At 65.7% G+C, this 22,628-nt stretch carries 26 protein-coding genes; 12 read left to right on the forward strand and 14 right to left on the reverse strand.

The window, feature by feature from the left end; genetic code table 11:
• Window positions 1-230: 230 nt before the first annotated feature.
• Together ACEQZ0_RS00520 and ACEQZ0_RS00525 are read left to right on the forward strand one after the other, a co-directional pair.
• Window positions 231-620, forward strand: a complete 390-nt coding sequence (locus tag ACEQZ0_RS00520; RefSeq protein WP_370187185.1) for a DUF1489 family protein — start codon at window positions 231-233, stop codon at window positions 618-620.
• Window positions 621-754: 134 nt separating this feature from the next.
• Window positions 755-1,384, forward strand: coding sequence for a lysostaphin resistance A-like protein (locus tag ACEQZ0_RS00525; RefSeq protein WP_370187188.1), 630 nt, complete (start codon window positions 755-757; stop codon window positions 1,382-1,384).
• Between the two features lie 41 nt (window positions 1,385-1,425).
• Here the strand turns inward: ACEQZ0_RS00525 and ACEQZ0_RS00530 are convergent, their stop codons facing one another.
• The 3 genes from ACEQZ0_RS00530 to ACEQZ0_RS00540 all read right to left on the reverse strand — a co-directional run bounded on the left by ACEQZ0_RS00530 (window position 1,426) and on the right by ACEQZ0_RS00540 (window position 4,286).
• Window positions 1,426-2,118 carry a DsbA family oxidoreductase gene (locus ACEQZ0_RS00530; RefSeq protein WP_370187191.1) on the reverse strand — a complete coding sequence of 231 codons (693 nt, stop codon included), beginning with the start codon at window positions 2,116-2,118 and terminating at the stop codon, window positions 1,426-1,428.
• Window positions 2,115-2,897, reverse strand: a complete 783-nt coding sequence (gene nudC / locus ACEQZ0_RS00535) for an NAD(+) diphosphatase (RefSeq protein WP_370187841.1) — start codon at window positions 2,895-2,897, stop codon at window positions 2,115-2,117. The genes ACEQZ0_RS00530 and nudC overlap by 4 nt, the downstream gene beginning before the upstream one ends.
• 78 nt (window positions 2,898-2,975) lie before the next feature.
• Window positions 2,976-4,286, reverse strand: a complete 1,311-nt coding sequence (locus ACEQZ0_RS00540; RefSeq protein WP_370187193.1) for a serine hydrolase domain-containing protein — start codon at window positions 4,284-4,286, stop codon at window positions 2,976-2,978.
• 110 nt (window positions 4,287-4,396) lie between these two features.
• Here ACEQZ0_RS00540 and ACEQZ0_RS00545 point away from each other — a divergent pair, with 110 nt between their 5' ends.
• On the forward strand, window positions 4,397-4,618 hold the full coding sequence (locus ACEQZ0_RS00545; protein WP_370187195.1) for a hypothetical protein: 222 nt from the start codon (window positions 4,397-4,399) through the stop codon (window positions 4,616-4,618).
• Here ACEQZ0_RS00545 and ACEQZ0_RS00550 read toward each other — a convergent pair.
• On the reverse strand, window positions 4,615-5,613 hold the full coding sequence (locus ACEQZ0_RS00550) for an A/G-specific adenine glycosylase (RefSeq protein WP_370187844.1): 999 nt from the start codon (window positions 5,611-5,613) through the stop codon (window positions 4,615-4,617). The two genes, ACEQZ0_RS00545 and ACEQZ0_RS00550, sit on opposite strands and share 4 nt — an antisense overlap.
• Before the next feature lie 35 nt (window positions 5,614-5,648).
• On the opposite strand from ACEQZ0_RS00550, the gene ACEQZ0_RS00555 reads away from it, so the two are divergent.
• From ACEQZ0_RS00555 to ACEQZ0_RS00575, 5 genes are all read left to right on the forward strand, one after another.
• Complete coding sequence (locus ACEQZ0_RS00555; protein ID WP_370187198.1) at window positions 5,649-6,200, forward strand: DUF721 domain-containing protein; 552 nt, start codon at window positions 5,649-5,651, stop codon at window positions 6,198-6,200.
• Window positions 6,197-6,901, forward strand: coding sequence for a thioredoxin domain-containing protein (locus ACEQZ0_RS00560; protein ID WP_370187199.1), 705 nt, complete (start codon window positions 6,197-6,199; stop codon window positions 6,899-6,901). The genes ACEQZ0_RS00555 and ACEQZ0_RS00560 overlap by 4 nt, the downstream gene beginning before the upstream one ends.
• Window positions 6,902-7,012: 111 nt before the next feature.
• Window positions 7,013-7,753 carry a thioredoxin domain-containing protein gene (locus tag ACEQZ0_RS00565; RefSeq protein WP_370187201.1) on the forward strand — a complete coding sequence of 247 codons (741 nt, stop codon included), beginning with the start codon at window positions 7,013-7,015 and terminating at the stop codon, window positions 7,751-7,753.
• Between the two features lie 28 nt (window positions 7,754-7,781).
• Entirely contained in the window at window positions 7,782-11,204 is a 3,423-nt protein-coding gene (locus tag ACEQZ0_RS00570; RefSeq protein WP_370187204.1) for an AAA family ATPase, read from the forward strand.
• 126 nt (window positions 11,205-11,330) lie between these two features.
• On the forward strand, window positions 11,331-12,551 hold the full coding sequence (locus ACEQZ0_RS00575) for a GGDEF domain-containing protein (RefSeq protein ID WP_370187206.1): 1,221 nt from the start codon (window positions 11,331-11,333) through the stop codon (window positions 12,549-12,551).
• A 38-nt stretch (window positions 12,552-12,589) separates the two neighbouring features.
• Here ACEQZ0_RS00575 and ACEQZ0_RS00580 read toward each other — a convergent pair whose 3' ends face one another.
• The 5 genes from ACEQZ0_RS00580 to rpmF form a co-directional block, all read right to left on the reverse strand.
• A complete protein-coding gene (locus ACEQZ0_RS00580; RefSeq protein ID WP_370187209.1) occupies window positions 12,590-12,952 on the reverse strand; it encodes a MerR family transcriptional regulator in 363 nt (120 codons plus the stop codon).
• Window positions 12,953-12,960: 8 nt separating this feature from the next.
• The gene (locus tag ACEQZ0_RS00585; RefSeq protein WP_370187212.1) at window positions 12,961-13,260 is read right to left on the reverse strand and encodes an integration host factor subunit alpha; all 300 of its coding nucleotides are present in this window, start codon (window positions 13,258-13,260) and stop codon (window positions 12,961-12,963) included.
• Between the two features lie 122 nt (window positions 13,261-13,382).
• Window positions 13,383-14,348: a beta-ketoacyl-ACP synthase III gene (locus tag ACEQZ0_RS00590; protein ID WP_370187216.1), complete on the reverse strand. Its 966-nt coding sequence runs from the start codon at window positions 14,346-14,348 to the stop codon at window positions 13,383-13,385.
• Entirely contained in the window at window positions 14,345-15,382 is a 1,038-nt protein-coding gene (gene plsX / locus ACEQZ0_RS00595) for a phosphate acyltransferase PlsX (protein ID WP_370187219.1), read from the reverse strand. Before plsX ends, ACEQZ0_RS00590 begins: the two co-directional genes overlap by 4 nt.
• Window positions 15,383-15,409: 27 nt before the next feature.
• Complete coding sequence (gene rpmF, locus ACEQZ0_RS00600; protein WP_200980932.1) at window positions 15,410-15,589, reverse strand: 50S ribosomal protein L32; 180 nt, start codon at window positions 15,587-15,589, stop codon at window positions 15,410-15,412.
• 242 nt (window positions 15,590-15,831) lie between these two features.
• Between rpmF and ACEQZ0_RS00605 the strand changes: the two genes are divergently transcribed.
• The gene (locus ACEQZ0_RS00605; RefSeq protein ID WP_221600379.1) at window positions 15,832-16,230 is read left to right on the forward strand and encodes an MAPEG family protein; all 399 of its coding nucleotides are present in this window, start codon (window positions 15,832-15,834) and stop codon (window positions 16,228-16,230) included.
• Window positions 16,231-16,393: 163 nt separating this feature from the next.
• Here ACEQZ0_RS00605 and ACEQZ0_RS00610 read toward each other — a convergent pair whose 3' ends face one another.
• The gene (locus ACEQZ0_RS00610; RefSeq protein ID WP_370187846.1) at window positions 16,394-17,035 is read right to left on the reverse strand and encodes an MBL fold metallo-hydrolase; all 642 of its coding nucleotides are present in this window, start codon (window positions 17,033-17,035) and stop codon (window positions 16,394-16,396) included.
• A 121-nt stretch (window positions 17,036-17,156) separates the two neighbouring features.
• On the opposite strand from ACEQZ0_RS00610, the gene ACEQZ0_RS00615 reads away from it, so the two are divergent.
• Window positions 17,157-17,531 (forward strand): hypothetical protein, encoded by a 375-nt coding sequence (locus tag ACEQZ0_RS00615; RefSeq protein WP_370187222.1) that lies wholly within the window; start codon window positions 17,157-17,159, stop codon window positions 17,529-17,531.
• On the opposite strand, the gene ACEQZ0_RS00620 is transcribed toward ACEQZ0_RS00615, so the two are convergent.
• Window positions 17,528-18,169, reverse strand: a complete 642-nt coding sequence (locus tag ACEQZ0_RS00620) for a helix-turn-helix transcriptional regulator (protein ID WP_370187225.1) — start codon at window positions 18,167-18,169, stop codon at window positions 17,528-17,530. The two genes, ACEQZ0_RS00615 and ACEQZ0_RS00620, sit on opposite strands and share 4 nt — an antisense overlap.
• Before the next feature lie 174 nt (window positions 18,170-18,343).
• Between ACEQZ0_RS00620 and ACEQZ0_RS00625 the strand changes: the two genes are divergently transcribed.
• Window positions 18,344-18,562 (forward strand): hypothetical protein, encoded by a 219-nt coding sequence (locus ACEQZ0_RS00625; RefSeq protein WP_370187228.1) that lies wholly within the window; start codon window positions 18,344-18,346, stop codon window positions 18,560-18,562.
• Entirely contained in the window at window positions 18,552-18,905 is a 354-nt protein-coding gene (locus tag ACEQZ0_RS00630) for a hypothetical protein (RefSeq protein WP_370187231.1), read from the forward strand. The genes ACEQZ0_RS00625 and ACEQZ0_RS00630 overlap by 11 nt, the downstream gene beginning before the upstream one ends.
• Window positions 18,906-18,985: 80 nt before the next feature.
• Here the strand turns inward: ACEQZ0_RS00630 and ACEQZ0_RS00635 are convergent, their stop codons facing one another.
• The 3 genes from ACEQZ0_RS00635 to ACEQZ0_RS00645 form a co-directional block, all read right to left on the reverse strand.
• Window positions 18,986-20,074, reverse strand: coding sequence for a histidine kinase dimerization/phosphoacceptor domain -containing protein (locus tag ACEQZ0_RS00635; RefSeq protein WP_370187234.1), 1,089 nt, complete (start codon window positions 20,072-20,074; stop codon window positions 18,986-18,988).
• Window positions 20,075-20,197: 123 nt separating this feature from the next.
• Complete coding sequence (locus ACEQZ0_RS00640) at window positions 20,198-21,631, reverse strand: aldehyde dehydrogenase family protein (RefSeq protein ID WP_370187237.1); 1,434 nt, start codon at window positions 21,629-21,631, stop codon at window positions 20,198-20,200.
• Window positions 21,632-21,681: 50 nt separating this feature from the next.
• Window positions 21,682-22,620: a D-2-hydroxyacid dehydrogenase gene (locus ACEQZ0_RS00645; RefSeq protein ID WP_370187240.1), complete on the reverse strand. Its 939-nt coding sequence runs from the start codon at window positions 22,618-22,620 to the stop codon at window positions 21,682-21,684.
• Between the last annotated feature and the right edge of the window lie 8 nt (window positions 22,621-22,628).

Raw genomic sequence — 22,628 nt, forward strand, 5'->3', positions numbered from 1 at the left:
AAATGCGGGGGGTTGAGGGGAAGAGAAGCGCGCATTCGGGCATCCTGCGACAACCCGCCCGCTGTAGGAAAGCGATGACCTCGCCAACCCTCATCACGTCACCCCGGACTTGATCCGGGGTCGGGGCTGCTTGGCCTCGCGCGCACCCGACGAAAAGAAGCACCAGCCCCGGATCAGGTCCGGGGTGACGGGGGAGTTGAGCTTTCGCGCGTTTCGCCTATCTCCACCCCATGCCGCTCAATTTGACCAAGATCGCCTTCGGCGCGCAAAGCTATGCCGATATCGAAAGCTGGTATGCGCAGCGGCGCAGCCCCAATCTCACCACGCGCTATCGCCCGACCAAGTGGGAGCAGTGCATCGGCGGCTCGCTGTTCTGGATCCACCAGCACGCCATCGTCGCGCGGAGCGAGATCATCGGCTTCAGCGAGACCAGGGACGGGCGCTGGTCGATCGACCTCAAGCCCGAACTGATCCGCGTCCACCCGCGCCCCAAGCGCGCGCACCAGGGCTGGCGTTACCTCAAGGGCGAACCCCCGCGCGATTTGGCGGAAGGCGAGGACATCGGCGACGCCCTGCCCGGCAAGCTGGCGGGCAAGCTCGAACGCCTCGGGCTGATCTAGCGGGGGTAGCTAACGCCCGATGGCGGGTGGATAGCGGACACTACCCCTAGATCATGAGACCAAGATCAAGCGGCCCTTCTTTGCGCAGCATCAGAGAACGGCTATACAAATCTGACAGCCTTGGGAGGAGGAAAATGCAGCGAAGTGATCGGCTTTACGGCTTCCTCTGCCTACTTCCTCTACTGCCGGCTGTTGCCGTTCCCGGGCTGGGCGTGCTCGTCAGCCTCGCGATTGTCATTCTCATTCTTATTTTTGTTTCCCAGTCGAGGACACCGACGCTCGCGCTTTCACAAGGCCACCCCTTCCGGAAAGCACTCTATGGTCTTGGCGCCGGTCTGCTCATCGCTGTCGCATCTCACGTCCTCATCGAGCCGCTTATCGAACAACTGACAGGCCACGAGATCGAACTCGCCGGAATAGGTCATGTTGAAGGCGATCTCGTCAATTTCCTTCTTCTTCTCACCCTTGGCTTACTCTTTGGCGGAATAGCAGAAGAGCTGGTTTTCCGCGGCTTTGTGGTGGGCTGGGGAGCGGCGATATTCGGAGACCGTGCCGCAATCTGGCTGGTCCTCTTGTCAGCTACAGTGTTTGGCCTGAGCCATCTTTACCAAGGGCTAGCAGGGGTAATCACGACCGGGCTGATTGGCCTGTCGTTTGGATTGCTCTATCTCTGGAACGGTCGCAAGTTGCTCGTACCAGTGATCGCTCACATGACCGTAAACGCCTATGGTCTGACCTTAATGTATCTAGGCCTGTATTTTTGACGGGAATAAGTCGGCCTTCGGGTCGATAGCGAAAATACCGCCTAGCCTGCTGTCGTCGCCACCTTCTCCGCCACCCGCCGCAGCGCGGTGACATAGGCTTCGGGCGGCTGCGCGCCGGGGATCATGAACTTGTTCTCGACCACCATCGCGGGCACGCCGGAAATGTTGAGGTCCCAGGCTGCGCGTTCCTCGGCGCGGGTCTTGTGCGCGATCTCCTCGCTCGCGAGGGCAGCCTGCGCCGTCGCCCGATCCAGCCCTACGCTGTCCGCCACGTCGAGCAGCACCGCGTGGTCGGCGATCTTGCGCCGCTGGTTGAAATGCGCCTTGAACAGCGCGAGCTTCAGCTCGGTCTGCTTCGCCGGGCCGTGTTCCTCGCCAGCCCAGGTCAGCAGCTTGTGCGCATCGAAAGTGTTCCACATCCAGCGCTGCGGTTCGGGATCGGGTCCCTCGTAATCGAGCGACACGCCCGCGCCCTGCGCGGCTTCGCGCATCCGGCCCTGCACCGCCTTCGACTGTTCGGGGGTCGAGCCGTATTTGCGCGCGATATGCGCGGTGCTTTCCTCGCCCTCGGGCGGCATGTCGGGGTTGAGCTCGAAGGCATGCCAGCGAATGTCCGCCTCGATCTCTCCCTCGAGCTGTTCTAGACCCTTCTGCAGATTGCCCCAGCCGACCAGGCACCAGGGGCACATGACGTCGGACCAGATGTCGATCCGCAAGGTTCTCGGTTCGCTCATCGCTTCACCCACCACTGCATCAGGTGATGCGCTATAGCATGCGGCGGCGGGGCGACGAAGGGGCCCTCGCCCGCCAGCGCCCCCTCGACCTCTTCGCCCGTGAAGAAGATCACCTCGGCCATCTCGGTCTCGTCGATGGTCAGCTCGTCGCTGTCGGCATGCGAATGGCAGCCGATCATCAGCTGGCTCGGGAAGGGCCAGGGCTGGCTCGCGACATAGGTCACGTCGCGCACGCGTACGCCCGCTTCCTCGAGCACTTCGCGCGCAACCGCTTCTTCGATGCTCTCGCCCGGCTCTACGAAACCCGCGAGCGCGGAGAAGCGGCCCTCGGGCCAGCCGAGACCGCGCCCCAGCATCAGCCGCCCCTCATGCTCGACCAGCATGATCGTGACCGGGTCGGTGCGCGGGAAATGGCTTGCCCCGCAGGCGGTACAGTCGCGCTGCCAGCCGCCCTTGGCGAGTCTCGTGTCACCCCCGCATTGCGCGCAGAAGCGGTGCCGCGCATGCCAGTCGACGAGGCTGCGCGCGCCGCCGTAGAGGGCAAGGTCGTCGGGCTTCAGCGTGGCCATCAGCGACCATAGCTGCGGATTGGCCATGCGCGGGCTGGCATCGCCGCGCGGCGGGACGGCGGCGAAGCAGGCCTTCCCCTCGTCGAGGCCGAGGAAGCAGAGCTCGGCATCCTCGGCGGCATCGGCGAGCGTGCCCCAGGCAAGCCGCCCTTCGTCGTCGAGCGCGGGCATCAGCCCGTCGAGCGCGAGCAGCCGCGCCTTCCAGTTCATGTATCCGGCCAGCCGTTCGGGATCGGCGCGGACGTGATCGGCGCGGTCGAGGCGCGAGCCGGTGAAGGAGAGCACGGGTTAGCTCTTCGCTCCCTGCATCGCGGCAAGATCGGCCACCACCGCCTTCGGGAAGCCTTCGTGGATCGGATAGGCTTCGGACGGCATGTATTGCGTCATCAGATTGGCGCGCAGCCCGGCCTTGAAATTGACGAAGGCGACCGTGCCCGCCGCCCCGCCCCAGCCATAGGCGCCATCGGTCACCCGGCCGCCCGCGCCGAACCCCTGGCCTTCGACCCAGGTGCCCTTGGTTGTGGCAGTTTCGGGCAGCAGGTCCGAGGTGCCGACACGCACCGCCAGTTCCCCCATCACGCGCTTGCCGTCGATCTTGCCGTAGCCGAGCAGCATGCGCAGGAAGCGGTCGTAGTCGCGCGGGCTCGAAACGAGCCCCGCCCCGCCCATCGGGAAGGGCGGCACGTCGAGATAGATCGAGGCCCTAGCCGGGTCGATCGGCAGCGGCACGCCATTGGCGATGCCGTAATTGGTGGTGAAACGATCGACCGCGCCCTGCGGCACGGTGAAGAAGGTGCTGGTCATCCCCGCAGGCTCGAAGATACGCTGCCTGAGGAAGGTATCGAACTTCTGCCCGCTGGCGACCTCGATCACGCGGCCGAGCAGGTCGAGCCCGACCGAATAGCTCCACTTGCTGCCCGGCTGGAGCACGAGCGGCACCCTAGCGAGCCTATCTGCAAACACATCGAGCCCCTGGACCGCCACCGCGCGGCCGATGCCGGGGATCGGCAGTCGGCTGACCTGACCGGGGATCAGGCCTTGTTCTTCGTATAGCTTCTGGATCGGCCCCTTCTGGACGATACCGTAGCCGAGGCCCGCGGTATGCGTCATCAACATACGCACGGTGATCGGGCGTTCGGCGGGCACGACATCGGTGATCGACCCGTCGTAGGTCTTCTGCACCATCATCTTCGAATAGGCGGGGAGCAGATCGGCGATCGGCTGGTCGAGGCCGAGCTTGCCCTCGTCGATCAGCATCATCGCGGCCATGCCGGTGATCGGCTTGGTCATCGAATAGATGCGATAGAGGCTGTCGGGACCGGCCTGCGCGGTGCCGCCCAGCGCCAGCATGCCCTTGGCGATGGTCTGCGGATCGCGCTGGCCCCAGCCAAGCGTGGCGACCATGTTGGCGACCTTGCGCTCGGACACGTATTTATCGACCATGCTGCGGACGTTGGTCCAGCCGGCCGGCGCTCCCTGGGCGAAGGCCATGCGCCCCATCGGGTGGCCCGCGAGCGCCGCCCCGGCGGTAAGCCAGGCACCCCCGCGCAGCAGTGCGCGGCGGGACATCTGCGGGGTGTCGAACTCGCGATAGGCCATTCTCGTCTCTCCGGAATTGCGTTTGGCGGGTTTGTGCGGGAGCGTCGGCGAAGCGTCAATTGCCAATCGAAACTGTTGCAATCGGCCAGTGTGCTATACATATAGGACACATGCTCAACATCGTTTCGATCCTGATCGGCCTCGTCTGCCTGATCCTCGCGATTCCGCTCCAGCTGCCGATCCTCGGGCTCGGCCTGTGGCTCGTCCTGCCCGTCGCCGTGGTCGGCGCGGTCGTGGGTGGACTGTCGTCGAAGAACGCGGGCCGCAACCTCAACCTACTGGTGATCGTGATCATCGCCATCCGCCTGTCGATCACCGGCGGGCTGTTCTAGGCCAGCGCCAGCCGCGCCGCCTTGGCGAAGAGCGTCGGCAGGCCCGCTTCGTCGATCCGCTCGATCGGCCACCATTCGCCCTCGCCGTCAGGTTGGCGCTCGAGACTTGCCGACAAGACCGACAGCTCGAGCGTGAAATGCGTGAAGGTGTGGCGCACCAGCCCGGCGCGTTCCCATGCGCCATCGAGCGGAGCCTCACCCGTTCCGTCGCCGCGCGCGCTCCAGCCGTCGTCAGGCAAGGCGCGCATGCCGCCAAGCATGCCCCTCCCCGCGCGCCGGACCAGCCAGACGGCTCCCTCGCGCTCGATCCAGAAGGCCTGCCCCTGCCGGACGGGCTTGGGCTTCTTCGCGGCCCTGACCGGCAACCGCGCCGGATCGCCCGCGGCCCGCCCCTCGCAAACAGCCGAAAGCGGGCACAACAGGCACTTGGGATCGCGCGCGGCGCAGATGGTCGCGCCGAGATCCATCATCGCCTGCGCGAAATCGCCCGCACGCCGTTCGGGCGTGATCGCCTCCGCGCGTTGTCTGATCGCCTTGCGTGCAGCGGGTAGCACCTCGTCGATCGCGAACAGCCGCGCGACCACGCGTTCGACATTGGCATCGACCACCACCGCGCGCTGGCCGAAGGCGATCGCCGCGACCGCCGCCGCGGTGTAGGCACCCAGTCCCGGCAGTTCGCGCAGACCGGTCTCGCTCTCGGGAAAACCGCCGCGTTCGACGACGGCAGACGCGCATTTCACCAGATTGCGGGCGCGCGAATAGTATCCCAGCCCCGCCCATGCGGCCATGACGTCTTTTTCCGGTGCAGCGGCGAGCGCCGCGACGTCGGGCCAACGCGTGGTAAAGGCCTCGAAATAGGGCTTCACCGCGGCGACGGTGGTCTGCTGCAGCATCACTTCGGAAAGCCACACCCGATAGGGGTCGGGCGGCGGATCGCCGGGCCGCGCGCGCCACGGCAGATCGCGCGCATGGACATCGTACCAGTCGAGAAGCATGTCGGAGACGGTGGCGGCCACGGCCCGCCTATGGCATGAGCATCCGCGCAATGGAAAGCGACAAGACCAAATCGGGCAAGCGGGCCAAGAGCTATACCCGCCCACGCGGCGGCGGCCCCAAGGCGATCAGCGACCTGATGCCGCAGATCGGGCGCAGCGCCTTTCGTCGCTTCGGTTTCGTCCAGTCGTCGGTCGTCAGCCGCTGGCCCGAGATCGTCGGCGCCACGCATGCCCGCGTCTGCACGCCGGAAATGATCCGCTTTCCTCCCGGCGAGAAATCGGAGGGCATCATGCATCTGGTGGTAAAGCCCGCGCATGCGCCGCTGGTACAGCAGGTCATCCCCGAGATCGTCGAACGGGTGAACCGCTTCTTCGGCTATCGCGCGGTGGCGCGGATCAAGTTGCGGCAAGGCGAGGTTAAGCCGCCTCCGGGCAGGGACACGCCCAAGCCGCCGCCGTCGCTCAAGCCGATTCCGATGGAATTGGGCGACAGCCTGCGCGATATTGGAGACCCCGAGCTGAGGACCGTGCTCGAATCGCTCGCACGGAGCCTGGGGTCGCAAGAAGACGGGAACGAGGACAGGTGACGATCAAGACTGGAATCCTGAAGGCGCTGGCGCTGGCCGGCGCGGTGCCCCTGGCGATTGCGGCCGGCGCAGCGGACAAGCCGATCCTGCCCGGCGGCAACTGGGCCGGCATGCTGAGCGAAACCGACGGCGGCCACCTGTTCGGAAATCCGCAGGCGAAGACCAAGCTGGTCGAATTCATGAGCTATACCTGTTCGCACTGCGCCCATTTCGCGCAGACCGGCGACGGCGCGATCAAGGTCGCCTATGTCCCGACCGGCAAGGTGAGCTATGAAATCCGCCACCTGATCCGCGATCCGGTCGATCTGACCGCCGCCTTGCTTACCCATTGCGGCGAGGCGAAGAAATTCGGCGGCAACCACGACGCAATCATGCATCGCTACGACGAATGGATCGAGAAGGCGCGCACTGCCACGCAGGCGCAGCAATCGCGCTGGCAGTTCGGTTCGCTTTCCGCACGGCTGCAGGCGATCGCCAGCGATCTCGACTTCTACGACATCATGGAAACGCGCGGCTATACCCGCGCACAGCTCGACCGGTGCCTGTCGGACGAGGCCAAGGCCCGCGCGATCGCGGAGACCTCGGCGGCCGATGTGCGCAAATACGGCCTTACCGGCACCCCCAGCTTCATACTCAACGGCACCTTGCTCGACGCGCATGACTGGGGCTCGCTCGAGCCGCGCCTCAAGAAAGCGCTCTGAGGCCCAATTGCCCCGCCTTTTCGGGGGAAAGGCCTGTGGAAACGCGCGTCCGTGCCTTCCCCTGCCCGCGCCCCGTGCCCTAGCCTTGCCCGTCCAGACATGAGGAATCCGATGATCAAGACCTTGCGTTTCGCCCTTGCCGCCCCGCTCGCCCTTGCGCTGGCCGCCTGCGGTTCGCCGACCGAGGAAACCGGTGAAATCCAGGGAGACGCGATCGCCGCGATCCCCGCGCCCGAGGGCACGCAGTGGCGGACCACCGCGACCATGACCGAAGACGGCGGCGTGCTGGTCGGCAATCCCGAAGCCCCGCTCAAGCTCATCGAATACGGTTCGCTCACCTGCCCGACCTGCGCGCGCTTTTCGATCGAAGGCAGCGAGCCGCTGCACGAATATATCGATACCGGCGTGGTCAGTTTCGAGCTGCGCCAGTTCGCGATCCACGGTCCGATCGACCTGCTGCTCGGCCGGCTGACGCAGTGCGGCCCGGCCGAAGCGGTGGTCCCGCTGTCCGACCAGGTCTGGGCGAATTATGAAACGATCATGGAACCGCTCCAGACCAATCAGGCCGTGTTCGAACAGGCCATGAGCCTGCCGCTCGAACAGCGCTTCGTCGTGGCGGCCGAGCAGCTCGGTTATCTCGACTTCTTCGCCTCGCGCGGGATCAGCGAAGACCAGGGCCGCCAGTGCCTCGCCGATACCGCCAAGCTGACCGAGCAGGCCGATTTCACGCAAAAATACGGTAGCGAGTTCAACATCACCGGCACGCCGACCTTCAAGCTGAACGGTCGCGACGTCGATGCCAATACCTGGGCCGCGCTGGAACCGATCCTCCAGCGCGCCGGCGCCCGGTAAGGCGCGCCGGAGGGGGGGCAGCGCGGCGATGGAGATCTCGAAGCTCAAGCTGAGTGGCTTCAAGAGCTTCGTCGAACCCGCCACCTTGCATATCGAACCGGGGCTGACGGGCGTCGTCGGCCCCAATGGCTGCGGCAAGTCCAACCTGCTCGAGGCGATCCGCTGGGTGATGGGCGAGAACTCGCCCAAATCGATGCGCTCGGGCGGAATGGAAGACGTCATCTTCGCCGGCACGCAGAGCCGCCCGCAGCGCGATTTCGCCGAAGTCGTGCTGCACGGCGCCGACGACGAGGGCGACGAGATGGAAGTCGTCCGCCGGATCGAGCGCGGCGCGGGCAGCGCCTACCGCCTCAACGGGCGCGACGTGCGCGCTAAGGACGTCGCGCTGATCTTCGCCGATGCTGCCACCGGCGCGCACAGCCCGGCGCTGGTCAGTCAGGGCAAGATCGCGCAGGTCATTGCCGCCAAGCCGACCGAACGGCGCCAGATGCTCGAGGAAGCGGCGGGGATCGCAGGCCTCCACGTCCGGCGGCGCGATGCCGAGAGCAAGCTGCGCCAGACCGAGACCAACCTCGAACGGCTCGAGGACATCATGGCCGGACTCGACAGCCAGATCGCCTCGCTGCGGCGCCAGGCCAAGCAGGCCGAACGCTACAAGAAACTGTCCGACGAAATCCGCACCGCCGAGGCGCGGCTGGTCTTCGCCCGCTGGCGCGATGCCGCGGCAGCGGCAGAGGAGGCGAAGCAGGCGGCATCGGCCGCGGAAGCCCGCGTAGGCGAGGCTCAGAAGGCCGCCGACGAGGCGCAGCGGGCCCAGCGCGCGGCAGCCGAGGCGCTCGCCGCGGCGCGCGAGGAGCAGGCCGACCGGCGCGACGACGCCAGCGCGCACGGGCACCGCATGGCGGCACTGACCAGCCAGCTCGAGGCTGCCGAGCAGCGGCTCGCCGATCTCGACCGGCAGAAGGAGCGGCTCGAGGCCGACCGGGGCGATGCCGACCGGCTGACGCGCGATGCCGCAGAGGCGCTTTCGCGGCTCGAACGCGAATTGGCGCAGAGCGAGAAGGCGCTGGCGAGCGACGAGGAAGGGCGCCCCGCACTCGAACGCGCGCGCGAGCAGGCCGAGCGCGACAGCCGCGCCGCCGAACTCGCGCTGGCCAAGGCGACGGCCGACAATGCCGGGGTCGAGGCAGAATGGCGCGTCGCCGAAGCCGAGGTCGCGCAGGCGAAGCTGCGGCTCGACCGCGTCGAGGCCGAGCGTCGGCGCATGGCGGAGCAGCGTGCGGCTCTGGCAGGCGAGAATCCCGACGCCGAGGTCGACACGGCAAGGGCTGCCGCAGAGCAAGCGGGCGAGGCGCTTGCCGCGCAGCGCTCGAAACTCGAGCAGATGCAGGCGCGTAAGGCCGAATTGCAGACGGCGCGCGACGAGGCCTCTTCCGCGCTCGCCGAAGCCAGGGCGGAACTGTCGGGCGTGCAGCGCGAATGGGAGGCCTTGAAGCGCGATCGCGAAGCGCGCGAACGCGCAGCGACGAAGCGCAGCGGGCGCCAGCAGGCGATCGACCAACTGCGCGCGGCCAAGGGCTATGAGCGGGCAGTCGCCGCGGCGCTGGGGCGCGACGGCAAGGCCCTGCTCGGCCTGCCCGAGGGAGATGCCGAGGGTCGCTACTGGACCGGGGCCGAGGCGCCCTCGCCCGTGCCCGACAGCCTCTCCGATCATGTCGAGGCCTGCCCCGAAGAACTGCGCGCGCTGCTCGCGCTGGTGCATGTCGCCGAGGAGGACGACGGGCGCGCGCTTGCCCCGGGCCACGCGCTGGTCACCCTGCGCGGGCAATTGCGCCGCTGGGACGGGCTCGTCGTGCGCGGCGAAGGCGCGGCGGAGGCGGCGCGGCTGGAGGCGGAGAACCGCTTCGCCGAGCTCGATGCACGTCTTCCCGCGCTGCGCGAGGCCGCCGAGACCGCGCAGGCCGCGCTCGACGGCGCGAGCGAAGAACTGGCGCAGTTGCAGCGCGATCTCGTCGCCGCCGAGCGTGCGCTCGCGGGTGCAGTGGACGCGGAGCGTCAGGCGCTGCGCACTCTCGACCAGGCCGAGGCGGCGCGCGAGCGGCTCTCCGCGCGGTTGGCCGAACTCGAACGCAACGAGGCCGAGCATGCCGAGCTGGTCGCGGCGGCGCGCTCCGACCTCGCCTCGGCCGAGGGTAAGCGCGACGCCCTGCCCGACCCCGCCGCGGGGCGCGCCGCGCTCGAGGCCGCACGAGCGAAGAACGAAGCTGCGCGAGCTACCCTGCAGGCCCGCGCCGCCGAGTTGGCGAGCCACGACCAGGCGCTGGCGGTCGCGCGCGAACGCGCCTCGGCACAGCGCAGCGACATCGCGAACTGGCAGGCACGCAGCGGCGATGCCGCGCGGCGCCTGTCCGAAATGGAAATTCGCGCCGGCGAAATCGAGGAACAGCGCGCCATCACAGCAGCCAAGCCCGAGGGGCTTATGCGCGAGATCGAACAGGGCGACCAAGTCCGCGAACGGCTGGCGCGCGATCTCGCCGCGGCTGAGAAGGCTGTCGCCGAGGCCAACACCCGGGCGCAGGAAGCCGACCGTGCTTTCGCTGCCGCCAACGAGGTGCTGGCCGAAGCGCGCGAACAGCGCGCCGGCCTGACCGAGCGTGCCGAAAACCAGGACGGTCGGCGGATCGAGATGGCGCGCGTCTCGGGCGAGCGCTTCCAGTGCCCGCCTCCGCTGCTGCCCGAACGCTTTGCTTTCGACGAGGAGGCTATCCGCGCCGCCGAAGCCGAGAGCGCCGAGATGGATCGCCTGACGGCGAGCCGCGAGCGGATCGGCCCGGTCAACCTCGTCGCCGCCGAGGAACTCGAACGGATCGAGAGCGAACACGGCTCGAACGCCGCCGAGCAGGAGGAACTGCGCGAGGCAGTCAGCCGGCTGCGCGGTTCGATCGGCAATCTCAACCGCGAGGGCCGCGAGCGGCTGCGCGCCGCCTTCGAACAGGTCAACGATCACTTCAAGCGACTCTTTACCCGCCTGTTCGAGGGCGGCGAGGCGCATCTCGCTCTGATCGACAGCGACGATCCCCTGGAAGCAGGCCTCGAGATCTTCGCCCAGCCGCCGGGCAAGAGGCTACAGTCGCTCACACTGCTTTCGGGCGGCGAGCAGGCGCTGACCGCGACCGCGCTGATCTTTGCGCTGTTCCTTACCAACCCTGCGCCGATCTGCGTGCTCGACGAGGTCGACGCACCGCTCGACGACGCCAATATCGATCGCTTCTGCGACCTGCTCGATGCGATGACGCGCGAGACTCAGACCCGCTATCTCATCGTCACGCACAATGCGGTGACCATGAGCCGCATGCACCGCCTGTTCGGCGTGACGATGATCGAAAAGGGCGTCAGCCGGCTGGTCAGCGTGGATCTGGGCGGGGCAGAGGAATTGCTCGCAGCCGAGTGATCGCGCCCGGCCGAAAGGCGTCGGGTAGCCAAATATTTACCTTATCGCCGTTAGGAGGGGGCTTCACGGCTTTCTCGCAACTCCATGCGTGGGCCCAGGCCATCGGGAAAGGATCACTGCCGACCCATGGGATTACCGTCCGACCTCGAACCTTCCGGCGAAATCGCTCCCCCGGAACAGGCCAAGGTCCAGCGCGCAATCCTGCAGGCGGTGGTCGATACCGAACAACGCTCCGTGCTTGCCAACCTCCTGTGCTGGGTCATTGCGGCTGTGGCGGCCTTCTTCCTGCCGACCGCCCAATATTTCGTGTTCCCGCTGGTGTTCCGGCTCGTCGCAATGGTCGGGACGCGGACCGCATTTGCACAGGTGCGCTCCGCATTGAGGGATAATCTCCCTCTGCTGACCAAGCTGCGCTGGTTGGCCGCGGCCCTGTTCGTCGGCGGAGCCGCCTGGGGGTCTACCCTGCTGCCGGTCATGGCGCATCCCACGCTTCACCCGGCCCGCCTGCTGGTCGGCGGCGGCACCCTGATCGGGATGAGCATCATCATCACCATGCTGTCGTCGGTCCCGCGCATGGCCTTGAGCTTTGCCGCCGGATTTCTCGGCGCCTTCGGGGGAGGCCTGTGGAGCGAAGGCGCCCATGACGCGCTGGAACTGACGGCGGGGATGGCGATCATCTTGCTGATCTTCATCGCCTATTCGCATGCCTCGACCTATGGCCAGACGCAATCCGCGCAACTGCTGGTCGAAAACCGCCGACTGGGCAAGGATCTCCGGGCATCGCTCGAGGGTGCCATGCACATGGCCGAACACGACGAATTGACCGGGCTTCTCAACCGCCGCGCATTCTTCTCCTACGCCGAGCTGACCGAATGGACGCCGCGCGTGGTGGCAATGATCGATATCGACCACTTCAAGGCGATCAACGACCGCTTCGGGCACGCGGTCGGCGATGCCGTGCTCGAACGCGTCGGACGCGCCATGCGCGACGTGCTTGAGCGGGACTTAGGCGATCAATCCCTCGCGGCACGGCTGGGAGGCGAGGAATTCGCCGTCATGATGCCCGATCGCTCCGACAGCGAAGCCCGCAAGACGATCGACGCGCTGCGCAAGGCGATTGCCGCGGTCGGCCCCGAACTGGAAGCCCCCGGCCTGGTCACGACTGCCTCGGCAGGGGTGGCCCGTCTCGATGCGGGGCAGACGCTCGACGAAGCGCTGCACCATGCCGATGCCGCGCTGTATCTGGCCAAGGCCAAGGGCCGCGACCGTACGGAATGGGCCGCGCCGCAAGAGCTTCCCGCGCGTCGGCCCGACAGGACCGGTTTGGTGCGGCGGAGACAACGGTAGCCCCGACGTAAATCGGATTCTCGGAGAGCCGAACTGCGCTAGGCCGCCAGCGCCGCCTTCAGGCTTTCGCGGATCGCCTTGAGCCGCGCGACGAGCTCGGCATCGACTGTCGGTACCGTGGCTTCCTGTGCCGCGGGTTGCGTATCGGGGGCGCCCTTCAGCGCCGCCTTGGCACCCTTCAGCGTATAGCCCTCGCGATTGACCAGACGGTCGATCCGCTCGATCAGCTCGATGTCTTCGGAGCGATAATAGCGCCGCCCGCCGCTGCGGGTGAGCGGCTTGAGCATCGGGAACTGCTGCTCCCAATAGCGCAGCACATGCGCCTTGATGCCGGTCGCCTTGGCGACTTCGCCAATGGTGCGCAGCGCGCCCTTGTCCTTGCCGTCGTCGAAAGTCGCCATGGCTCTCCTCAGCCGTTCGCGATGCGCTCTTTGAGCAATTGGCTCGCGCGGAAGGTCATCACGCGGCGCGGCGTGATCGGCACTTCTACCCCGGTCTTGGGATTGCGGCCGACGCGTTCCTTCTTGTCGCGCAGCACGAAGCTGCCGAAGCCCGAAATCTTGACGTTTTCGCCATCGGCCAGTGCGTCGCTCATCTTGTCGAGGATCGCCTCGACCATTTCGAGCGACTCGGCGCGCGACAGGCCCATCTTGCGATTGATTGTTTCGGCCAGGTCCGCCCTGGTCAGCGTGCCCACGGAGCGCATCATATCCATATTATCCTTCCCCCAGATACGACCCTGAGCGAATTGACGACCCGCTTGAAACCCTCACCGACAATAGAGCTATTTGCCTGATTTCGCAATGGCATGGCCCGGTTTTCGGGCAAATTCTACATCCGCGCGAGCGAGGCGCCCCAGGTGAAGCCGCCGCCCATCGCCTCGAACATGACGAGATCGCCCGGCTTGATCCGCCCGTCGCGCATGGCGGTGTCGAGCGCCAGCGGAACCGAGGCGGCGGAGGTATTGGCGTGCCGGTCGACAGTCACGACGACCTTCTCTGCCGGCAGGCCCAGCTTGCGCGCGGTGGCATCGAGGATCCGCGCATTGGCCTGGTGCGGCACCACCCAGTCGATCTCGGCGGCGCTCGTCCCGGTAGCCTCGAGCACCTCCTTCAGGACATCGGCGAGATTGACCACCGCGTGCCGGAACACCTCGCGGCCCTTCATCCGCAGATGGCCGACCGTGCCCGTGGTCGAAGGCCCGCCATCGACATAGAGCATGTCCTTGTGGCAGCCGTCGGCATGGAGCCGGCTGGCGAGGATGCCGGGGCCGTCTTCGGCGACGTCCTGCGCCTCGAGCACGACCGCCCCCGCGCCATCGCCGAACAGGACGCAGGTCGTGCGGTCGTCCCAATCGAGGATACGGCTGAAGGTTTCGGCGCCGATCACCAGCGCCTTTTGCGCCATCCCCGTACGCAGCAGTGAATCGGCGGTGGCGAGCGCGTAGAGGAAGCCCGAGCAGACCGCCTGGATATCGAAGGCGACCCCGCCGCCGCAGCCGAGCGCGGCCTGGACCTGCGTCGCGGTGGCGGGAAAGGTGTGATCGGGCGTAGCCGTGGCGAGCACGATCAGGCCGATTTCGGCCGCGTCGATCCCGGCCGCTTCAAGCGCCTTGCGCGAAGCCTCGATCGCGAGGCTCGAGGTCGTCTCGCCCTCACCTGCGATATAACGCTGGCGAATACCGGTCCGCTCGACGATCCATTCGTCGGTCGTGTCGACCCGCTGCGCCATCTCGGCATTGCTGACACAGGTCCTGGGCAGGGCCGAGCCGGTGCCGGTGATGACCGACCGGATCATTTGGCGGACAGACTCGCGGCGTCGACTTCGCCGAGGTCGCGTTTGATGCGGTTGGTAATGTCGTCCTCCAGCAGGCGGGCGGCCACTTCGACGGCATTGGCCACGCCCTTGGCATTGGCGCTGCCGTGGCTCTTCACCACGACGCCGTTGAGCCCAAGGAAGACCGCGCCATTGTGATTGTTGGGGTCGAGATGGTGCCTGAGCAGTTCGGTCGCCGGGCGCGATACGAGGAAACCGATCTTCGAACGGGTCGAACTGGTGAAGGCGCGGCGCAGCAGGTCGGTGACGAAGCGCGCCGTGCCCTCGATCGCCTTGAGCGCGATATTGCCGGAGAAGCCGTCGCACACCACCACGTCGCAATCGCCGCGGTTGATCTTGTCGGCTTCGACATAGCCTTTGAATTCCATCGCGAGGCCGGTCGTCGCACGGAGGATTTCGGCGGCCTGCTGGATGTCCTCGGTGCCCTTGGTTTCCTCGGTCCCGATGTTGAGCAGCCGTGTGCGCGGACGTTCGTTGCCCGTCACGATGCGCGAATAGGCGGCGCCCATGATGGCGAACTGGACGAGGTTGCGCGCATCGCATTCGCGGTTCGCACCGAGATCGAGCATGATCACGTCGTTGTCGCCGAGCGTCGGCAGCAGCGCGGCAAGCGCGGGCCGGTCGAGCCCGGGCATGGTCCTGAGCGCAAGCTTGCTCATTGCCATCAGCGCCCCGGTATTGCCGGCCGAAACGGCCGCGCCGGCCTCGCCCTGCTTCACCGCATTGACCGCCAGGCCCATGCTGGTGGTCTTGGCGCGGCGCAGCGCACGGCTCGGCAGTTCGTCACCGCCGACCACGTCTTCGCAATGCAGGATTTCCGAAGCCCCCGCCATGCCGGGATGGGATTCGAGCGCGGCCTTGATCCGCGTCTCGTCGCCCACCAGCAGGAACTTGAACTTGTCGTGTCGGCGCCGCGCCATCGCGGCACCGTCGATCATCACGCGCACGCCTTCATCGCCGCCCATCGCATCGACAGCGATACGCGGCAGGCTCATGCGACGACTCCGGCTTTGCTGACGGTCTTAGAGACCGACGGCGATGATTTCGCGACCGTTGTAGTGGCCGCAATGCGGGCACAGGTTGTGCGGACGCTTGAGTTCACCGCAGTTCGAGCACTCGTGATGCGCTTCGACCTTGAGCGAATCATGCGCACGGCGGTTGCCGCGACGGTGGGGCGATACTTTCCTCTTGGGGACGGCCATGGCGGCACCTGTTCCTCAAACAATTACAATCAATTTCGGTGGCCGCCCTAGGGGAAGGTCCGGCACGCCGCAAGAGCGCGTGAACCCGAATATCCCGACCGTGGCGGTGAAGGCGCGCGCTATAGCGAAATTCTCGGGGGATGCAAGCCGTGTCGCCCGCCAGGCGGGATTGCACGCCACGGGGCATCACCCTAGCACTGGAGGTGGGTTGCGATCGTGAAAAAGACAAGGGAGGGACGAGCATGGGCATTATCCTGCCGGTTACACTGACAGCGGCGGCCGCGGCGGCCATCATCAACCTGTGGCTGGCGGTCCGCGTCGGCCAGATGCGCGGCGCGACCAAGACCATCCACGGCGACGATGCCGGGGGCCCGCTGACCCGCCGCATGCGCGCGCAGCTGAACTTCGTCGAGAATACCGGCTTCGTACTCGTGTTGATCGCCGCCATCGAACTGTCGGGCAAAGGCGCGCCCTGGCTCGCCTGGGTGGCGGGCATCTACATGCTCGGGCGGGTGGCGCATGGCTTCGGCATGGACGCCGAAACCGGCACCAAGCCGCGCATGATCGGCACGCTGATCACCATGCTGACGCTGCTCGGGCTCGCGATCGTGGCGGTGCTGATCGTCCTCGGCGTGATGTAGGGAAGGTATTTGTTGCATGCGGGAAGCGCCTCCGCGCTTCCCTTGCGGCTGCACCGGCCCACTCCCCCACCCGGCCACCCATAGAATACCTTGCCGTGGGGGGCCGGGTGGGGAGTGGGATGGCCAGGCCGAGAGCTAACGACGGACGTCGTTGGCGCACGCCTCAAGACAACGCGTAGTCGCTCACGAAGGCGTTGGTCTTGCGCTCGTGCCCGAAGGTGCTGGTCGGGCCGTGGCCGGGGATGAAGGTGACGTCGTCGCCCAGCGGCCAGAGCTTCTGCGTGATCGCATCGATCAGGTCCTGATGATTGCCCATGGGGAAATCGGTGCGCCCGATGCTGCCCTGGAAGAGCACGTCGCCAACCACCGCGAACTTGCTCGGCCGGTGGAAGAAAACCACGTGACCGGGCGTGTGGCCGGGGCAATGGATGACCTCGAGCACCAGCTCACCCACGGTCACCGTGTCGCCGTCCTCGAGCCAGCGGTCGGGCTCGAACACCTGTCCGTTGACGCCGTATTTGCGCCCGTCCTCGTCGAGCCGGCTGATCCAGAAGCGGTCGGCCTCGTGCGGCCCCTCGATCGGCAGGCCCAGTTCCTTCGCCAGCACGCCGGCCTCGCCGCAATGGTCGATATGGCCGTGGGTAATGAGTATCTTCTCGAGCTCGACCCCGGTCTGGGCGACGGCGGCCTTGAGCTTGTCGAGATCGCCACCCGGATCGATCAGCGCGCCTTTCATGGTCTTGGTGCACCAGATCAGCGAACAGTTCTGCTGCAGCGGGGTAACGGGCACGATGCCGGCCTTCATCGGCGGCGGGGTGGGCGTTTCGGGGGTCTTTTCCATCGCCGGGGAAAATGGTCGGCTTCGTGATCGAAAACAAGCCGCATCTCGGGCAAGCTGCTATGCACACCGCAGAAGGAGCCGATCGATGAAGCATTTCGCAGCGATTCTCGCAGCCTCCCTGTCGCTGGTTGCATGCCAGACAAGCGGCGCGGCCGAACCGATCCCGGCGGCGAATCCGGTCGCAACAAGCGAGAGCGCGGCCCCGACCTATGTCACGGCGATCTGCGGCGAATGCCATGCGGTGCGCGCAAATTCGGTCTCGCCCAACCCGCAGGCGCCCAATTGGGTCGATATCGCCAACAGCCCGGGCCTGACGCGACAGACGCTGGTCACCTTCCTCTCCGACGCGCACAACTACCCGATGCAGATGGATGTCGACCTCGTCGATGAGGATATCGAGCTCATCGCCGACTACATGATGACGCTGCAGACCGACGACTACATCAGGCGGCCGGGCTAGATTCGCCCGCCTTTCCAGACAACGCGCCCGATCACCTCGACCTCTTCGCGCGCGAGGTCGATCGGGGCGTAGCTGTCGTTTGCGCTGACCAGCATGAGCCGGCCCGGCGCGCTGGCCTGGACCTGCTTGACGTGGAGCGCATCGCCGATGCGGACGACGTGGATGCCCTCGCCTGAGCGCTTGTTGCGGTCGACGAAGATCTCGTCGCCACTGCGCAGGACCGGCTCCATGCTGTCGCCCTCGACGCGGATGGCGGTGAGATCGGCACCCTCGAGCCCCATTTCGCGCAGCCAGCGGCGGCTGAAGCGGAAGGCGTCGAAGGAAATTTCCTCTGCCGAGAAGGCGCCCGGCCCCGCCGAAGCATCGAGCGGGAGGCGCGGCACGGCGATGAAATCGTCCGCAACGCGTGCGCGGACATGATCGGGATCGGCGCCCAGTTCGACCTCGCTCACGCCGAAGAATTCGGCCAGCTTGCGCCGGTCGGCCTCCTCCAGCTTGCGCGGGCTGCCCTTGCGGACGAATTGCTGCAAATAGCTGGGATTGCGCCCGAGCATGGCGGAGAGCGAAGCCAGGCTGGTCCGCCCCGCCTCGGCAAGCTCGACCAACCGGGCCCGATCGGACGTCATGGTATCGGCCATATGCTCCTCCTTCCCCTCACTGCGCCCGGTCTCGCAGTCGGTGGCGAAAGACAACGCATGAGGGAAATTTCCTATAGCATAGGATTTTTCCTAGACAAGTAGGATTTCGATTGGAACATATGCGGAACATATCCAGCGAATCGCCCATTCCGGCCATCATTTGGGGAGCCCGCCATGTTGATCCGCACAATCGAGTCATTCCTCCGCCAGCACGAAATGGCGGCGACCAAATTCGGCCGCCTCGCCGCGCACGACCCGCGCTTCGTGCTCGACCTGCGCCTTGGCCGCGAGCCGCGCGAGCGCACCGAGCAGCGCATCCGCGGCTTCATCGCCGGCTTCGAGGCCGCACGGGCCACCGGCCTCGCGCAGAAGGAGACCGCGCATGTCGGCTGAACCCGCCCCTCCCCGCGCCCGGCGCCCTCGCCGTACCGCTGCCGACCGCGTGCGCACGGCGCTGGCCGAGCTCCACGCGCACCACGGCAAGGTGCTGACGCATACCGAGAAGGCCTGGGCGAGCATCACCTTCGCCGGTACCCGCCATTGCCTTGCACTGCTCTTCGCGGGCGAAGAAGCGGTCGAAGTGGGCGAGGCCTTCGTCGCCGAGCTGCCCGAACACGAGTTCGCCATTCCCGGCCAGCTGGTCGCCGATGCAGGCGTGGTCGAGGTCGAGCATCGCCTGACCCCCGAACCGCGACTGGTGGTGCGTTGCGAATTGTTGCTGCTGGAAGAGGGGTGAGGCGACCTGTTCGAACGGACGCTTTTGGCGATCAAGTCACCGGGTGGGAAAGTCAGCTATTGGGGTGGTAAGCGGTCCCTTCACTTTTGCTGTGGCGCCACTCTGAGTTCCATCCCATCTCCTGGGGCTGACCACTCAGCATTCGCACTTAACGAATTCGCGAGTGAATGAATGACCCTAGTGCCCAAACCGGATTTCGACATGGCCCGCTCAGCATCCAACTTAGTCGCCTTGCCATTGTCACGGCATACAATCGACCACGAACCAGCATCGCCTTTTATAACCACGGTGATGGCCCCTTTCCCATCCTTCGAGCCGTGCTTTACACTATTAGACACAAATTCATTCACAATCAGGAGCAGAGCGTTCGCCAGTTGAGGTGTTGCCTCGAAAGCTTCAACTTTAATCGACAAGGTTGCAGCTTCAGGAATGAGGAATCGTAGGTCTGTCTGGACGCGTTCAAATAAAGATTTCAGGTCTATATGGCCACCGGCTTCCAGCTCGTGCAATTCAGCGTGAAGGGAAGCCAGAGATCGAATGCGCGTGCTTGCGTCATCGAGTTCCAGCCTTAGCGCTTCATGAGATGTTCGACGGGCTTTCATCGACAACATTGCGCCGATGGAGGCCAACGAGTTTTTTACACGATGATCCACCTCTCTTCGAAGCACGCGCTCATCTTCGAGAGCGATCCGCAGATTGAGTTCTCGCATTACGTGTTTCGATAGAACCATCAGAATCTTACGCTGGCGATCAGTGAGAGTTCGCGGTCTGTTGTCGAGCACACATAGAGTTCCCAAAGGTAAACCGTTCGCCCCCTTGAGAACCGCTCCTGCATAAAAACGAAATCCTGGCTCTGATGTGCACAGGGGGTTATCCGCCATCCGTTCATCTTGAAGCGTATCGGGTATCTCCACGAAATCGCCCTGAAGGATGACGTGACCACACAAGCTCGTTTCTATGGGAGTGGATCTAACGCCGAGGCCGACTTCGGCCTTGAACCATTGACGTCCCTCATCGATGAAGTTCACGACCGACACAGGGGTTTCGCAAATATCCGAGGCGATCTCGACCAGCTCGTCAAAATCCTTCTCCCGCTCGGTATCGAGAATCCCGTATCGTCGAAGCTCCCTGAGGCGCTCCTCTTCCTGAGGGTGAAGGCTTGGTTTCATTAGGCCGGTTTAGCAGGAAGGCTAACGTTGTGAACCTGCCCCGAATGTCTGCAATCGGGTCGGTAGCGGAATTACCGCTTTCAGGCAGCCAAAGCGCAAAACTGTCCTTACCGCCGCGCCTGATCAGGTTCGCCGGATCACCAGGTTCCTGATCTCGGTCATGTCCTCCATGGCGAAGCGGATGCCTTCGCGGCCGAGCCCGGAATTCTTCACCCCGCCATAGGGCATGCTGTCGACGCGGTAGCTGGGGATCTCGTTGACCATCAATCCGCCGACTTCGAGCCTGTCCCAGGCGTCGAGAACCTTGAACAGGTCACGGGTAAATATGCCCGCCTGGAGGCCGAATTCGCTGCGGTTGACCTCGAAAAGCGCCTCGTCCCAGTCGGAGAATTTCATCAGCACGGCGACCGGCCCAAAGACTTCCTCGTTGACCACCCTGGCCGACTTGTCGACACCTTCGAGCAGGGTCGCCTCCACGATCCGCCCATCGCGCGATCCGCCGCACAACAGCCTGCCTCCCCGATCGACGGCCTCGGCAATCCATGCCTCCACCCGCTCGGCCTCGGCGTCGTCGATCATCGGGCCGATGAAGGTCTCGCGGTCCTTAGGGTCACCCGATTTGAGCACCTTCGCCTTGGCCACCAGTTTGTCGCGGAAGGCCTCGTAGACCGCTTCGTGCACGACGATGCGCTGGACGCTGATGCAGCTCTGGCCCGATTGGTAGAATGCCCCGGTGATCACCCGGTCGACCGCATCGTCGAGATCGGCATCGTGGTCGATCACGACCGCGGCGTTGCCGCCCAGTTCCATGACCACCTTCTTCTTGCCTGCGCGAGCCTTCAGCGCCCAGCCCACCTCGTCCGATCCGGTGAAGCTGAGCAGCTTCAACCGCTCGTCGACCGTGAACAGGTCGGCCCCGTCGCGCGAAGCCGGAAGGATCGAGAAGGCGCCTTCGGGCAGCTCGGTTTCGGCCAGTGTCTCGCCGATAATGAGCGCGCCGAGCGGAGTCTTGCTGGCCGGCTTCAGCACGAAGGGGCAACCCACCGCGATCGCGGGTGCGATCTTGTGCGCCGCAAGGTTGAGCGGGAAGTTGAATGGCGAGATGAAGCTGCACGGCCCGATCGGATAACGCTTCCAGATCGCCTGATAGCCCCGCGCGCGTTCGGAAATGTCGAGCGGCATGGCCTCGCCATACATGCGCACCGATTCCTCCGCCGCGATGCGGAAGGTGTCGATCAGCCGAGTGACCTCGCCTTCGCTATCCTTGATCGGCTTGCCCGCCTCGACGCACAGCGCATAGGCGAGTTCGTCGAATCGCTCTTCGAAGCGCGCCACGCAGTGGTCGAGCACGGCCTTGCGCTCGTAGCTGGCGAGCTTCGCCATCGGCGCGGTAGCGCGCACCGCACCGGCGATCGCTTCGTCGATGATCGCCGGATCGGCCAGCGCGGTTCGAAAGGCGACCTCGCCGGTGTATTTATCGGTGACCTCGAGATCGGTATTCGGCTGCTGCGGCTTGCCCTTGAGGTAGAGCGGGTATGTATCCTTGAGAGTGGGCATGGCGTCTCCTGTTCATCGAGACGAACGGCCCGGTGGCGGATCGCGTTCCGTCAATATCCCGCGTCGAGATCCATCTGTGGCTGAACCGGCTCGCCGTTTTCCCAGCGTTCGAGATTCTCGACGAAACGGTCGGCGCTGCGCTGGAACATCTTGTTCTGCGCGCGGCCCGAAAGGTGCATGGTGACCTGCGCATTCTCGAGGTCCCACAGCGGATGGTCCTCGGGCAGCGGTTCGGGATCGGTGACGTCGAGCAGCGCCGCCTCGATTGTCTTCTCCTGCAGCGCCTCGACCAGCGCCTCCTGGTCGACCACATCGCCGCGCGCGATGTTCACCAGCACGCCGTTGGGGCGCATCTGCGCCAGCTCCAGCGCGCCGATCATGTGCCGCGTTTCGGGCGTCGAGGGGACGGCGAGGACAACCCAGTCGAAATCGCCCAGCTTGGCGCGCCATTCGCCCGGTTTGAGCGCGCCGTCTGCGCCCGAGCGACGCACGGGCACCACCTTCATGTCGAAGGCCTCGAGCCGCGTCTTGATGAGCGAGCCGATCGCACCCATGCCGAGCAGCAGCACGCGCTCGCCCGCCAGTTCGCGCTTGCCCGGGCTGTCGAGCAGCCATTCATGGCGATCCTGGGCGCGGACCACTTCGCGATAGCCCTTGGCATGCGCGAGCATCAGCATGACGACATATTCGGCGATGGTCAGGGCGTTGATCCCGACGCCATTGGTCACCGTGACGCCGCGTTGCTTGAGCAGGTCGAGCGGCATGAAATCGAGCCCGGCATAGATCGAATTCATCCACTTGAGACCGGTCGCGGCCCTGGCGATCTCGACCATCGGCTCCTTCTCGTTGAGGTCGAACCAGCCGATTTCCGCCTCCGGTGCGAACTCCAGCGCCTGATCCTTGCTCGCGAACCACAGCGGCTCGACCCATTCGGGCAGGCGCGGCTCCACCAGCGGACGGATCAGGGCGGACAGCAGGGCCTTGGTCATCGAGAAAC

The sequence above is a fragment of the Qipengyuania sp. genome, assembly GCF_964227205.1.
Lineage (GTDB): Bacteria > Pseudomonadota > Alphaproteobacteria > Sphingomonadales > Sphingomonadaceae > Qipengyuania.

Coding starts and splice junctions, on each gene's coding strand:
- ACEQZ0_RS00520 (WP_370187185.1), top strand. CDS start 231: ATGCCGCTCAATTTGACCAAGATCGCCTTCGGCGCGCAAAGCTATGCC.
- ACEQZ0_RS00525 (WP_370187188.1), top strand. CDS start 755: ATGCAGCGAAGTGATCGGCTTTACGGCTTCCTCTGCCTACTTCCTCTA.
- ACEQZ0_RS00530 (WP_370187191.1), bottom strand. CDS start 2,118: ATGAGCGAACCGAGAACCTTGCGGATCGACATCTGGTCCGACGTCATG.
- nudC (WP_370187841.1), bottom strand. CDS start 2,897: ATGAACTGGAAGGCGCGGCTGCTCGCGCTCGACGGGCTGATGCCCGCG.
- ACEQZ0_RS00540 (WP_370187193.1), bottom strand. CDS start 4,286: ATGGCCTATCGCGAGTTCGACACCCCGCAGATGTCCCGCCGCGCACTG.
- ACEQZ0_RS00545 (WP_370187195.1), top strand. CDS start 4,397: ATGCTCAACATCGTTTCGATCCTGATCGGCCTCGTCTGCCTGATCCTC.
- ACEQZ0_RS00550 (WP_370187844.1), bottom strand. CDS start 5,613: ATGCTTCTCGACTGGTACGATGTCCATGCGCGCGATCTGCCGTGGCGC.
- ACEQZ0_RS00555 (WP_370187198.1), top strand. CDS start 5,649: ATGAGCATCCGCGCAATGGAAAGCGACAAGACCAAATCGGGCAAGCGG.
- ACEQZ0_RS00565 (WP_370187201.1), top strand. CDS start 7,013: ATGATCAAGACCTTGCGTTTCGCCCTTGCCGCCCCGCTCGCCCTTGCG.
- ACEQZ0_RS00570 (WP_370187204.1), top strand. CDS start 7,782: ATGGAGATCTCGAAGCTCAAGCTGAGTGGCTTCAAGAGCTTCGTCGAA.
- ACEQZ0_RS00575 (WP_370187206.1), top strand. CDS start 11,331: ATGGGATTACCGTCCGACCTCGAACCTTCCGGCGAAATCGCTCCCCCG.
- ACEQZ0_RS00580 (WP_370187209.1), bottom strand. CDS start 12,952: ATGGCGACTTTCGACGACGGCAAGGACAAGGGCGCGCTGCGCACCATT.
- ACEQZ0_RS00585 (WP_370187212.1), bottom strand. CDS start 13,260: ATGATGCGCTCCGTGGGCACGCTGACCAGGGCGGACCTGGCCGAAACA.
- ACEQZ0_RS00590 (WP_370187216.1), bottom strand. CDS start 14,348: ATGATCCGGTCGGTCATCACCGGCACCGGCTCGGCCCTGCCCAGGACC.
- plsX (WP_370187219.1), bottom strand. CDS start 15,382: ATGAGCCTGCCGCGTATCGCTGTCGATGCGATGGGCGGCGATGAAGGC.
- rpmF (WP_200980932.1), bottom strand. CDS start 15,589: ATGGCCGTCCCCAAGAGGAAAGTATCGCCCCACCGTCGCGGCAACCGC.
- ACEQZ0_RS00605 (WP_221600379.1), top strand. CDS start 15,832: ATGGGCATTATCCTGCCGGTTACACTGACAGCGGCGGCCGCGGCGGCC.
- ACEQZ0_RS00610 (WP_370187846.1), bottom strand. CDS start 17,035: ATGAAGGCCGGCATCGTGCCCGTTACCCCGCTGCAGCAGAACTGTTCG.
- ACEQZ0_RS00615 (WP_370187222.1), top strand. CDS start 17,157: ATGAAGCATTTCGCAGCGATTCTCGCAGCCTCCCTGTCGCTGGTTGCA.
- ACEQZ0_RS00620 (WP_370187225.1), bottom strand. CDS start 18,169: ATGGCCGATACCATGACGTCCGATCGGGCCCGGTTGGTCGAGCTTGCC.
- ACEQZ0_RS00625 (WP_370187228.1), top strand. CDS start 18,344: ATGTTGATCCGCACAATCGAGTCATTCCTCCGCCAGCACGAAATGGCG.
- ACEQZ0_RS00630 (WP_370187231.1), top strand. CDS start 18,552: ATGTCGGCTGAACCCGCCCCTCCCCGCGCCCGGCGCCCTCGCCGTACC.
- ACEQZ0_RS00635 (WP_370187234.1), bottom strand. CDS start 20,074: ATGAAACCAAGCCTTCACCCTCAGGAAGAGGAGCGCCTCAGGGAGCTT.
- ACEQZ0_RS00640 (WP_370187237.1), bottom strand. CDS start 21,631: ATGCCCACTCTCAAGGATACATACCCGCTCTACCTCAAGGGCAAGCCG.
- ACEQZ0_RS00645 (WP_370187240.1), bottom strand. CDS start 22,620: ATGACCAAGGCCCTGCTGTCCGCCCTGATCCGTCCGCTGGTGGAGCCG.